This window comes from Streptomyces sp. NPDC059787 (assembly GCF_042732315.1).
GTDB classification, from domain to species: domain Bacteria; phylum Actinomycetota; class Actinomycetes; order Streptomycetales; family Streptomycetaceae; genus Streptomyces; species Streptomyces atrovirens.
Genome location: NZ_JBHWHX010000026.1, coordinates 21,537 through 34,162 on the forward strand (window position 1 = coordinate 21,537; position 12,626 = coordinate 34,162).

The following is a 12,626-nucleotide window of genomic DNA, read 5'->3' on the forward strand; positions in this document are numbered from 1 at the left end:
CGGGGTTGTGCCCTTGCCCGACCCCGCGCGGCACCCCATGTCGCCGGACCGGGGGGTGTTTCCATCGCGCGGGCGGGCTCAATTGTCATCTTGGTGGGGGGGGCCCGCGCTTATTGCCGCGCGCCCCCCCCTCTCCCCGTGCTCGAGGACCATGCCGTGAGCCTTCTCTCGCGTGGTGCAAATGGCTTCAAAAGTTCCTTACCGGATGTTCGACGGGTGGGTGTAGGCCATCTGGCGTGTATGTTCCGGGGCCGAAGGCCATGGAAGGGACCAATCCGGTGAACAAGAAGCTCGCGGCCGCACTGTCCGGCGGTGCGGTACTGGTACTGGCGCTGACGGGATGCGGCGGCGACGACAACAACGAGAAGCTGGACGCCTGGGCGAAGCAGGTCTGCGACGCGGTGAAGCCGCAGGCCGCCAAGATCAAATCGGCCAACGCCGCGATCCAGAAGGAGACCTCGGACAACAGCACGCCGGAAGAGGTCCAGAAGGCCGACTCGAAGGCCTTCCAGGACATGTCCGACGCCTACAAGGCGATCGGCGCCGCCGTGGACAAGGCCGGGGCGCCGGACGTCGAGAGCGGGGAGAAGAAGCAGACGGACGCGGTCAAGGAGCTCAACGGCATCTCCGCGTCGTACGCCTCGCTGAAGAAGCAGGTCGACGGTCTCGACACGGACGACCAGGCGGAGTTCGCCGACGGTCTGAAGGACATCGCCGCCGAGCTGGACAAGCTCGGCAAGAGCGGCAGCGACGCCCTCAGCACGCTGGAGGAGGGCGAGGTCGGCGAGGCCATGTCCCGGCAGGCGAGCTGCCAGACGGCCACCGCGACGGCGGGGGCCACCAAGAGCTGACGCCGTGGGACGCGCCGGGTGAGGGCGGCGGCCACAATGGAGGGCGTGAGTGACGCCAGCCTGCCGCCCCTGCCCTCGTCCGACCGCCCCGAAGCCGCCGCCCGGCTGCGGGACGCGCTGCTCGGAGCCTCCTTCACCGCCGACGGACTGCTCGAACTGCTCGGCGCCCCCGCCTACGCGGCGCTGGCCCGCAGCGAGACCGTGCCCGCCCTGAGGGCCACCCGCGGGGACACGCCGCTGGAGACGCTCGTACGGCTGTTCCTGCTGCAGCAGCCCGTACCGCACGCGCGCGTGGCCGGCGTACTGCCCGTGGACGTCTGCCTGGAGAGCGGATGGCTGACGCGCACCGGCGCGGACGAGCTCACCGCGACCGTGGACGTAAGGCCGTACGGCGGGCCGGGCGGCGAGGACTGGTTCATCGTGTCCGACCTCGGGTGCGCGGTCGGCGGCGCCGGGGGCATCGGCAGCCGCGACGAGGGTGTCGTGCTCGGCGTCGGCGGGGCGTCCACGACCCTGGCCGGCATCACCGTCCGTACGCCCGTGGCCTCCGCGCTCGACCTGGGCACCGGATCCGGCATCCAGGCGCTGCACGCCGCCCGGCACGCCACGCGCGTGACGGCCACCGACGTCAACCCGCGCGCCCTGCACATCACCGCGCTCACCCTGGCCCTCTCCGGGGTCCCGGCCGCCGACCTGCGCGAGGGCTCGCTGTTCGCGCCGGTCCGGGACGACGAGACGTACGACCTGATCGTGTCCAACCCGCCCTTCGTGATCTCGCCGGGCGCCCGGCTCACCTACCGCGACGGCGGGATGGGCGGGGACGATCTGTGCCGCACGATCGTTCAGGAGGCGGGGGAACGGCTGAACGAGGGCGGGTTCGCGCAGTTCCTCGCCAACTGGCAGCACGTCGAGGGGGAGGACTGGCAGGACAGACTCAGGTCATGGGTGCCCCGCGGGTGCGACGCCTGGATCGTGCAGCGCGAGGTGCAGGACATCACCCAGTACGCCGAACTGTGGCTGCGGGACGCGGGCGACCACCGCGGTGACCGGGCCGAGTACCGGGCACGGTACGACGCGTGGCTGGACGAGTTCGAGGCGCGTAAGGTGAAGGCGGTCGGCTTCGGCTGGATCACCCTGCGCAAGTCGGGCTCCGCCGCGGAGTCGATCACGGTGGAGGAGTGGCCGCACCCGGTCGAGCAGCCGCTCGGCGAGACGGTCCGGGCGCACTTCGACCGGCTCGACTACCTGCGGACGCACGACGACGCGGCGCTCCTCGAAGCACGCTTCGCGTTGGCCGCCGAGGTGGTGCAGGAGCAGGTCGGGCTGCCCGGCGCCGAGGACCCGGAGCACGTCGTGCTGCGGCAGAACCGCGGGATGCGCCGGGCCACCAAGGTGGACACGATCGGCGCGGGCTTCGCGGGCGTGTGCGACGGCTCCATGGGCGCGGGCCGGATCCTGGACGCCATCGCCCAGCTCCTCGGCGAGGACCCCGTGCTGCTGCGCGACCGCACGCCGGCCCAGATCCGGCTGCTCGTGGAGCAGGGGTTCCTGGAGCCCGCCGGCTGACACGAGCGGCGGCGGTCCCATGGACGGACGGTCCCACGGGGCACCTCGGCGGGTCGCCTCATGAGTCACGTCACTGTCTCCTGTCGCGTCCTTCACACCGGCCGCAGCCGCCGTCCCGGCCCTTTCACGCCGATCCGGAATTTCCGTGAAAGGGCCCCCGGGCCGCTTTCCGGACACTTGATCAGGTCCGTGGCCCTCCCGTTCACCTCCGATTCGTCTGTCCGCCGCCCGGGCGTGGCAGCGTCACCCCGAGGCCGGTACCAGCGGACGGGAAAGAGGGCATCGGGCGACCATGGAGAGCGGACCGGCGATCTTCGCGGGGATGGTGTTCTGCCTGTTCGGAGGTGGATTGCTGGCCTGGACCGTGACCCGCGCGCGGCAGCACCGCCCCGTCGCCCAGGGTGTGAGCCCCGTCGCATCGGCCACCGTCGCGGGACTGGTCGCGACGATCTCCCTGGCCCTCGGCGCATGGTGCCTGACCCGCCTGTGAGAAGCGCGAAACCCTAGCAGCTCCCGGTAACCGGTAGATCGCGCTCCGCATAAGCGCGGGTGGAGTCTGGGCAGTCCCGGCGGCAGGAACGGTGGTAGTCGGGTTACCGTTCGAGTGGCCGTTGCGGGCTTTTCCCGTTTGACACGGAGGCGGGATGTACCGTCACACTCCGCAGCGTCACCATGACCCGACCCCGGGGGAGACCGCCTGGGGAGCCCCAAGCGCCGACCGGAGAGAAGAGCGAAGTTGTCCCCGACCAGCGAGACCGCGAAGGGCGGCCGCCGACTCGTCATCGTCGAGTCGCCTGCCAAGGCGAAGACGATCAAGGGCTACCTCGGCCCTGGCTACATCGTCGAGGCGAGCGTCGGGCACATTCGCGATCTTCCCAACGGCGCCGCCGAGGTGCCGGAGAAGTACACCGGTGAGGTCCGCCGCCTCGGTGTGGACGTCGACCACGACTTCCAGCCGATCTATGTGGTCAACGCGGACAAGCGGGCCCAGGTCAAGAAGCTCAAGGACCTGCTGAAGGAGTCCGACGAACTCTTCCTCGCCACCGATGAGGACCGCGAGGGCGAGGCCATCGCCTGGCACCTGCAGGAAGTGCTCAAGCCGAAGATCCCGGTCAAGCGGATGGTCTTCCACGAGATCACCAAGGACGCGATCCGCGCGGCCGTGGCCAACCCGCGCCAGCTCAACCAGAAGCTGGTCGACGCCCAGGAGACCCGCCGCATCCTCGACCGCCTCTACGGCTACGAGGTCTCGCCGGTCCTGTGGAAGAAGGTCATGCCCCGGCTGTCCGCCGGCCGCGTCCAGTCCGTCGCCACGAGGCTCGTGGTGGAGCGGGAACGCGAGCGCATGGCTTTCCGTTCCGCTGAGTACTGGGACCTGACGGGCACCTTCTCCCCCACCTCCGACTTCGCTCCGGCGGGGGGACCCCCATCCGGCCGCGCGGGTGACGCGTCGGACCCCTCGTCGCTGGTCGCCCGCCTGCAGACCGTCGACGGGCGGCGGGTCGCGCAGGGCCGCGACTTCGACTCCCTGGGACAGCTGAAGAGCGCGAACACCCTCCACCTCGACGAGGCGAACGCCCGCGCCCTGGCCGCCGCCCTGGAGAACACGCGGTTCGCCGTGCGTTCCGTCGAGTCCAAGCCGTACCGCCGCTCGCCGTACGCCCCGTTCCGTACGACGACGATGCAGCAGGAGGCTTCGAGGAAGCTCGGCTTCGGCGCCAAGGCGACCATGCAGGTCGCCCAGAAGCTGTACGAGAACGGCTACATCACTTACATGCGTACGGACTCGACGACCCTGAGCGAGACGGCGGTCGCCGCCGCCCGCGCCCAGGTCACGCAGCTGTACGGCGCCGACTACCTGCCCCCGCAGCCACGCACCTACGCGGGCAAGGTCAAGAACGCGCAGGAGGCGCACGAGGCGATCCGTCCCTCGGGCGACCGTTTCCGTACGCCCGCCGAGACCGGGCTGACCGGTGACCAGTTCAAGCTCTACGAGCTGATCTGGAAGCGGACCGTCGCCTCGCAGATGAAGGACGCCACCGGCGACTCCGTCACCGTGAAGATCGGCGGCACGGCGGCCGACGGCCGGGACGTCGAGTTCAGCGCGTCCGGCAAGACGATCACCTTCCACGGCTTCCTGAAGGCGTACGTGGAAGGCGCCGACGACCCGAACGCCGAACTCGACGACCGCGAGCGCCGGCTGCCGCAGGTCACCGAGGGCGACGCCCTCACCGCCGAGGAGATCACGGTCGACGGGCACGCCACCAAGCCCCCGGCCCGCTACACCGAGGCGTCGCTGGTCAAGGAGCTGGAGGAGCGGGAGATCGGCCGCCCGTCGACGTACGCGTCGATCATCGGCACGATCCTCGACCGCGGCTACGTGTTCAAGAAGGGCACGGCCCTGGTGCCGTCCTTCCTCTCCTTCGCCGTGGTCAACCTGCTGGAGAAGCACTTCGGCCGGCTCGTCGACTACGACTTCACCGCCCGGATGGAGGACGACCTCGACCGCATCGCGCGGGGCGAGGCGCGCGCGGTGCCGTGGCTGAAGCGGTTCTACTTCGGCGAGGGCGCGAGCAACGGAGACGCGGCCGACGCCGGCAACGGTGACGGGGACCACCTCGGCGGCCTCAAGGAGCTGGTGACCGACCTGGGCGCGATCGACGCGCGCGAGGTGTCGTCGTTCCCGGTGGGCAGCGGCATCGTGCTGCGGGTCGGGCGCTACGGCCCGTACATCGAGCGCGGCGAGAAGGACACCGAGCAGCACCAGCGCGCCGACATTCCCACGGACCTGGCGCCCGACGAGCTGACCGTCGAGCTCGCCGAGGAGCTGCTCGCCAAGCCGAGCGGCGACTTCGAGCTGGGCACCGACCCGGCGACCGGTCACACGATCGTCGCCAAGGACGGCCGCTACGGCCCGTACGTCACGGAGATCCTCCCCGAGGGCACCCCGAAGACCGGCAAGAACGCGGTCAAGCCGCGTACGGCCTCCCTGTTCAAGTCGATGTCCCCGGACACGGTGACGCTCGACGAGGCGCTGAAGCTGATGTCGCTGCCGCGGGTGGTCGGGACCGACGCCGAGGGCCAGGAGATCACCGCGCAGAACGGCCGTTACGGGCCGTATCTGAAGAAGGGCACCGACTCGCGGTCGCTGCAGTCCGAGGAGCAGCTCTTCACGATCACGCTGGAGGAGGCGCTGGCGATCTACGCCCAGCCCAAGCAGCGCGGTCGGGCCGCGGCCAAGCCGCCGCTGAAGGAGCTGGGCACCGACCCGGTCAGCGAGAAGCCGGTCGTGGTGAAGGACGGCCGCTTCGGGCCGTACGTCACCGACGGGGAGACCAACGCGACGCTGCGCTCCGGCGACAGCGTCGAGGAGATCACCCCGGAGCGCGGTTTCGAGCTGCTCGCCGAGAAGCGGGCGAAGGGCCCCGCCAAGAAGACGGCGAAGAAGGCCACCACCAAGAAGACGGCGGCCAAGAAGGCGCCGGCGAAGAAGACGGCTGCCGCCAAGAAGACCGCGGCGAAGAAGACCACGACCGCGAAGAAGACGACGGCCAAGGCGACCGCCGCCAAGAAGGCGACCGCCTCGAACGGCGCGGAGGACTGACCTCTTCTCCGGTCACGCCGGGCGGTCTTCGCCCGGCGTTCGGAATGCGAACGCCCCGACAACACTTCGGTGTCGGGGCGTGTGCATGTCAGGCGCGTCGCGCCGGACTGTCGGCGCGGGCCGATAGGCTGAACGCATGACGCGAGCCGAGCAGCCAACGGCCCCTCGACCGAACCCCGACGACGCCCTTGTCGCGGACTCCCGCGAGCGTGCCGTCCGCGCCCTGCTGCGCCGACCTCAGCTGAAACGGCTGTGGAGCGCGCAGCTCGTGGGCGGGGTCGGTGACGTCCTCGCCCTCCTGGTGCTGGTCCTCCTGGCCCTGCAGGCGGCGGTCGCCGAGGGGTCCTTCGGCGGGGGCTACCGGGGCGTGGCGTTCGCAGTGGCGACCGTTTTCGGGGTACGCATCCTGGCGACGCTGCTGTTCGGCGCCGTACTCCTCGGCCCGCTCACGTCGCTCACCTCGCAGGACGGACCGCTGGACCGCCGCTGGACCATGGTCGGCGCGGACGGTCTGCGGGCCGCGCTGCTCATCGTGGCGCCGCTGTGGATCGACTGGACGCCCGAGGACGCGCTGGCCGTGCTCCTCGTCACCGCTTTCGTGACCGGAGTCGCCGAGCGGTTCTGGGCGGTGTGCCGGGAGAGCGCCGCGCCCGCCCTGCTGCCCGCCCCGCCCCCGGAGGGCGCGACCGTGCGCCCGCTGCCCGACCACATGGACGCGCTGCGCCGGCTGTCACTGCGTACGGGCTTCGTGGCGATACCGCTGGCGGCCGTCACACTCGTCGTCGCGGCCCTGTTCAACAACCTGCTCGGCACCGGGATCGACTGGTTCGGCGAACACCGGGCGGCCCTCGCCTCGTACGTCGCGGCCGGTCTGTTCGCCGCGTCGCTGTCCGTCCTGACCTTCCTGGAACTGCCCGGCACCCGCACCCCGCGCGCACGGTCGCCGCTGGAGGGACTGCGCCGCCCGAAGAGCGCCACCGGCTCCGACAAGGGCCGCACCGGCGCGATGCCGCTGCTGGTGCTCGCGTCCGCGTCCGTCGCCGCCGCGGTGTCGGCCGCCGTCGCCGTGTCGGTGCTGCACGCCAAGGACCTGGGCGGCGGCCCCGTGCTGTACGGCCTGCTGGTGGGCGCGCTGACCGGTGGTGTCGTCGTCGGCATCCGTACGGCGCCCGCCCTGCTGCCGGCCCTGTCCCGGCGCCGGCTGCTCGCGCTCGCCCTCGCCTTCACGGGCGTCGCGCTGCTGGCCGCCGGACTCGTACCGGACGTCACCAGCGTGGTGCTGATCATGGCGCTGGCCGGTGTCGGCGCGGGGCTCGCCGCCAACACCGGGCACACGCTGCTCGACCAGGAGGCCGAGGACCAGCGGAGGGCCCGTACGACCGAGCACCTGCACGCGGTGGTCCGGGTCTTCGTGGCGCTCGGCGCGGTGATCGCCCCGCTGGTCGCCGCGGCCATCGGGCCGCACCGGCTGGAGAACGGCCGGTTCGTCTTCGCGCACGGCGGCGCCGCCTTCACGCTGATGCTGGTCGGCGCGCTGCTGCTGCCGGTGGCCGCGCTGGTGCTGGCCAAGGTCGACGACCGCTCCGGCGTGCCGCTGCGGCAGGACCTGCGCGACGCGCTGCTCGGTGGCGCCGACCCGGACCAGACGCCCGCCGCCTCCGGCTTCTTCATCGCCCTGGAGGGCGGCGACGGCGCCGGGAAGTCCACTCAGGCCGAGGCCCTCGCCGAGTGGATCAGGGCCAAGGGCCACGAGGTCGTGCTCACCCGCGAACCCGGGGCGACCCCGGTCGGCAAGCGGCTGCGCTCCATCCTGCTGGACGTCTCCAGCGCCGGACTCTCGCACCGCGCGGAGGCACTGCTGTACGCCGCGGACCGCGCGGAGCACATCGACACCGTCGTACGGCCCGCCCTGGAGCGCGGCGCCGTCGTCATCACCGACCGGTACATCGACTCCTCCGTCGCCTACCAGGGCGCCGGGCGCGATCTGTCGCCGACCGAGATCGCCCGCATCAACCGCTGGGCGACCGACGGACTGGTCTCGAATCTGACGGTGCTGCTGGACGTGGCCCCGGAGACCGCGCGGGAGCGCTTCACCGAGGCGCCGGACCGGCTGGAGTCGGAGCCCGCCGAGTTCCACGCGCGTGTGCGGGCCGGTTTCCTCACCCTGGCCGCGGCCGACCCCGGCCGCTACCTGGTGGTCGACGCCGGCCAGGAACCGGAGGCGGTCACCACCGTGATCCGGCACCGGCTCGACCAGGTGCTGCCCCTGTCCGAGGCCGAGATCGAGGCCCGCGAGGAGGCACGCCGCAAGGCCGAGGAGGAGGCCCGCCGCAAGGCGGAGGAAGAGGCGGCCCGCAAGGCCGAGGAGGAGCGCCTGGAGCGCGAGCGCGAGGAGCAGCTCGCGCGGCTGCGCGCCGAGGAGGAGGAGCGCAAGCGGCGCGAGCTGGAGGAGGCGCAGCGGCGCGAGGCGGAGCGGCAGGCGGAGGAGGCCCGGCAGCGGGCCGAGGAAGCACGTCGGCGCGCGGAGGAGGAGCGGCAGCGGCTGCTCGCCGAGGAGAAGGCGCGCGCCGAGGAGGAGGCCCGCCGCAAGGCCGAGGAGGAACGCCGCCGTAAGCAGGCCGAGGAGGAGGCGCGGCTGCGCGCCGAGGCCGAGGCACTGCGCCTGGAGAAGCAGCGCAAGGCCGAGGAGGCGCTGCTGCGCGCGGAGCAGGCCCGGCGGCTGGCCGAGCAGGCGGCGGCCGCGGCGGAGGCGGGACCGAAGACGACGGCTGCCCCCGACGCCGTACGTGGGCGAGCGGCCGACGAAGCGGCGACCGTGCCGACGCCGGTGGTGACGCCGACGAACGCGTCGGGCGGGCCGGTCGACGAGACCGCCGTGCTGCCCCGGGTGCCGGAGGAAGACGCCGGGCAGCGGTCCGGCGGCCGGTCCGAGGTGTCCGACGCAGAGGTGACGACCGAGCTGCCGATGCCGTCGGTTCCGCCGGGCGCGGCGGACGAGACGGCGGTGCTGCCCCCGGTGCGGGGAGACGAGCAGGGCCCCGCGGACCGGAGGGTGCCGTCCGGCTACTTTCGGGGCGAGCGTCCGGTGAGCGGCCCCGAGGACCCCGACGGCCCCGACGACCGCACGCGCGAGCTGCCCCAGATCGACCCCGAGGGCTCGCCCCGCCGCCGGCAGCGTTCGGACTGGGCGGAGGAGACCCCGCTGGACGACCTGCCGACGCTGGCCGACGAACTGCTGGGCCCCCGAGACGGCGAGGACGGCGACGAGGACGGCCGCCGGGGGCGCCGGCGCTGACCGGCCGGTCCACAGGTGCGGGTGTTGTCAGTGCCCACCCGCACAATGGATCCGGTAAGGCAGACGTGACGGAAGGACGGGCTGACCCATGACCGTGTGGGACGACCTCGTCGGGCAGGAGCGGGTGAGCGAGCGGCTCGACGGCGCCGCCCGCGACGCCGACGCGCTCGTCACCGCCGCGGCGGCCGACGCGCCCCCGCCGGAGGCGTCGAGGATGACGCACGCCTGGCTGTTCACGGGCCCGCCCGGCGCGGGACGCAACCAGGCGGCGCGTGCCTTCGCCGCCGCGCTCCAGTGCGTCAGCCCCGACCGCGCCCTCGGCGGAGCCCCCGGCTGCGGCTTCTGCGACGGCTGCCACACCGCCCTGATCGGCACCCACGCGGACGTCAGCTCGATCGCCGCCGTCGGCTCGGAAATCCTGGTCAGGGACATGCGTGACACCGTCCGCAAGTCGTTCACCGCCCCGGCGAACGGCCGCTGGCAGGTGATCCTCGTCGAGGACGCCGAGCGGCTGAACGAGAGATCGGCCAACGCCGTCCTCAAGGCCGTAGAGGAGCCCGCCCCCCGTACGGTCTGGCTGCTGTGCGCCCCCTCCCTCGAGGACGTCCTGCCGACGATCCGCTCCCGCTGCCGCCACCTCAACCTGAGCACGCCGTCGGTGGCCGCCGTCGCCGACATGCTCGTCCGGCGCGAGGGCATCGAGCCGGACGTCGCCGCCTCCGTCGCCCGCGCCACCCAGGGCCACGTCGACCGTGCCCGCCGCCTCGCCACCGACCCCGCCGCCCGCGCGCGCCGGGCCGCCGTGCTGAAGCTGCCCCTGCGGGTCGAGGACATCGGCGGCGCGCTCAAGGCCGCCCAGGAACTCGTCGACGCCGCCACCGAGGACGCCAAGCAGCTGGCGGAGGAAATGGACAACAAGGAGACGGAGGAGCTGAAGGCGGCGCTCGGTGCGGCCCAGGGCGGTCGCCTGCCGCGCGGCACGGCAGGCGTGATCAAGGACCTGGAGGAGATGCAGAAGCGCCGCAGACGGCGCACGCAGCGCAACAGCCTCGACGTCGCGCTGAGCGACCTGACCGGCTTCTACCGCGACGTCCTCGCCCTCCAGCTCGGCTCCCGCGTCGCCATCGCCAACGGTGACGCCGAGGACGTACTGGAGCGCATGGCCCGCGGCAGTTCCCCGGAGTCCACGCTCCGCCGCATCGAGGCGGTCGCGGCGTGCGGCAGGGCCCTGGACCGCAATGTGGCCCCGCTGCTCGCGGTGGAGGCGATGACGATGGCCCTCAGAGCGGGCTGACCGAGGGCATCCGCTCAGTGGCTCGACGCGGTAACTCGTACGAGGCACGACATGCACACTGAGCACCCGTTGCGTTGCACACGGTTACGCTCGCAGTATGCACACAAGGCGCACCCACCGCAGGACCCGTACCGGGACCGGAGTCGCTCTGCTCGCCGCCGCCGCGCTGCTGGTCTCGGGCTGCTCCTCAGGGAACAGCCCGAGCACGGCCAGTGCGGCGGCGGGGGAGGCGGCGGCAGCCCTCGCACCCCTGCCCCGCTCCACACCTGCGGCCCTCACGCCGTACTACGGGCAGAAACCGGCCTGGCGCGACTGCGGAGTCCCCGGTTTCCAGTGCGCCACGCTGAAGGTCCCGCTCGACTACGCCGAACCGGCGGCCGGTGACGTGCGCCTCGCCCTCACCCGCAAGAAGGCCACCGGCCCGGGAAAGCGGCTGGGCTCACTGCTGGTGAACCCCGGCGGCCCGGGCGGCTCGGCGATCGGCTACGTCCAGGCGTACGCCGGGATCGGCTACCCGGCCGGTGTGCGCGCCCGCTACGACATGGTGGCCGTCGACCCGCGGGGCGTCGCCCGCAGTGAACCCGTCGAGTGCCTGGACGGGACCGGGATGGACGCGTTCACCCGGACGGACATCACCCCGGACGACGCGAAGGAGACCGGCGCGCTGGTCGCGTCGTACAAGAAGTTCGCCGAGGGCTGCGGGGCGGACGCGCCGAAGCTGCTGCGCCATGTGTCCACCGTCGAGGCGGCCCGGGACATGGACATCGTCCGGGCCGCGCTGGGCGACGAGAAGCTGAACTACGTCGGCGCCTCGTACGGCACCTTCCTCGGCGCGACCTACGCCGGCCTGTTCCCGGACCGGGCGGGCCGGCTCGTCCTGGACGGCGCGATGGACCCCTCGCTGCCCGCGCGCCGGCTCAACCTGGAACAGACGGAGGGCTTCGACACGGCGTTCACCGCCTTCGCCAAGGACTGCGTGCGGCAGAGCGACTGCCCGCTCGGCGGCCGGGGCACCGCCCCCGAGCAGGTCGGCAAGAACCTCAAGACGTTCTTCGAGAAGCTCGACGCCCGTCCGGTCCCCACCGGTGACGCCGACGGCCGCCGGCTCACCGAGTCGCTCGCGACGATCGGCGTGATCGCCGCGATGTACGACGAGGGCGCCTGGCAGCAGCTGCGCGAGGCACTGACGGCCGCGATGAAGGAGAACGACGGCGCAGGACTCCTCCTCCTCTCCGACAGCTACTACGAGCGTGACGCGCACGGCGACTACAGCAACCTGATGTTCGCCAACGCGGCCGTGAACTGCCTCGACCTCCCGCCCGCCTTCGACTCCCCGAAGGAGGTGCGCAAGGCGCTCCCCGCCTTCGAGAAGGCGTCCCCGGTGTTCGGCGAGGGCCTCGCCTGGGCCTCACTGAACTGCGCGTACTGGCCGGTGCGGGCCACGGGCGAGGCGCAGCGCATCGAGGCGAAGGGCGCGGCCCCGATCGTCGTCGTCGGCACCACCCGGGACCCGGCCACCCCGTACCGCTGGGCCGAGGCCCTGGCCGGCCAGCTCTCCTCGGCCCGCCTCCTCACCTACGAGGGCGACGGCCACACCGCCTACGGCCGGGGCAGCTCCTGCATCGACTCCGCGATCAACGCCTACCTGCTCGACGGCACCCCGCCGAAGGACGGAAAGCGCTGTTCATAGCCGGTACGACCACCCCCGGAGGCGTACGCTCCGGCCCGCCTCCGGGGCCGGTACGAAGCACCCTCGGAAACTGTGTAGACTTACCGACGTTGCTGATCGCACCATGGTGCGCAGCGCGCCGCCTTAGCTCAGATGGCCAGAGCAACGCACTCGTAATGCGTAGGTCTCGGGTTCGAATCCCGAAGGCGGCTCCATTGAGAAGGGCCAGGTCAGTATCTCTGACCTGGCCCTTTCTTGCTTTCTTGATCAACTCGCGGTCTAGTCCACTGCCCTGTTAGGTGTGTATGAGGGCCAGATGGGGCCAGGATGGGGCCCGCGCTGACCCA

7 protein-coding genes and 1 tRNA gene are annotated in these 12,626 nt (G+C 72.2%); all 8 read left to right on the forward strand.

Annotation, left to right across the window (positions count from 1 at the left end):
- Positions 1–260: 260 nt before the first annotated feature.
- The 8 genes from ACFV5H_RS23635 to ACFV5H_RS23670 all read left to right on the forward strand — a co-directional run bounded on the left by ACFV5H_RS23635 (position 261) and on the right by ACFV5H_RS23670 (position 12,494).
- Entirely contained in the window at positions 261–851 is a 591-nt protein-coding gene (locus ACFV5H_RS23635) for a small secreted protein (protein ID WP_385197129.1), read from the forward strand.
- A 36-nt stretch (positions 852–887) separates the two neighbouring features.
- Entirely contained in the window at positions 888–2,417 is a 1,530-nt protein-coding gene (locus ACFV5H_RS23640) for a methyltransferase (protein ID WP_385197130.1), read from the forward strand.
- A gap of 292 nt (positions 2,418–2,709) precedes the next feature.
- Complete coding sequence (locus tag ACFV5H_RS23645) at positions 2,710–2,907, forward strand: hypothetical protein (protein WP_385054325.1); 198 nt, start codon at positions 2,710–2,712, stop codon at positions 2,905–2,907.
- Between the two features lie 246 nt (positions 2,908–3,153).
- On the forward strand, positions 3,154–6,021 hold the full coding sequence (gene topA / locus ACFV5H_RS23650) for a type I DNA topoisomerase (RefSeq protein ID WP_385197131.1): 2,868 nt from the start codon (positions 3,154–3,156) through the stop codon (positions 6,019–6,021).
- 136 nt (positions 6,022–6,157) lie between these two features.
- On the forward strand, positions 6,158–9,316 hold the full coding sequence (gene tmk / locus ACFV5H_RS23655; RefSeq protein ID WP_385197133.1) for a dTMP kinase: 3,159 nt from the start codon (positions 6,158–6,160) through the stop codon (positions 9,314–9,316).
- Between the two features lie 88 nt (positions 9,317–9,404).
- On the forward strand, positions 9,405–10,610 hold the full coding sequence (locus ACFV5H_RS23660; protein WP_385197134.1) for a DNA polymerase III subunit delta': 1,206 nt from the start codon (positions 9,405–9,407) through the stop codon (positions 10,608–10,610).
- 97 nt (positions 10,611–10,707) lie between these two features.
- Entirely contained in the window at positions 10,708–12,300 is a 1,593-nt protein-coding gene (locus ACFV5H_RS23665) for an alpha/beta hydrolase (protein WP_385197136.1), read from the forward strand.
- 117 nt (positions 12,301–12,417) lie between these two features.
- Positions 12,418–12,494, forward strand: a tRNA-Thr gene (locus tag ACFV5H_RS23670).
- Positions 12,495–12,626 lie beyond the last annotated feature (132 nt).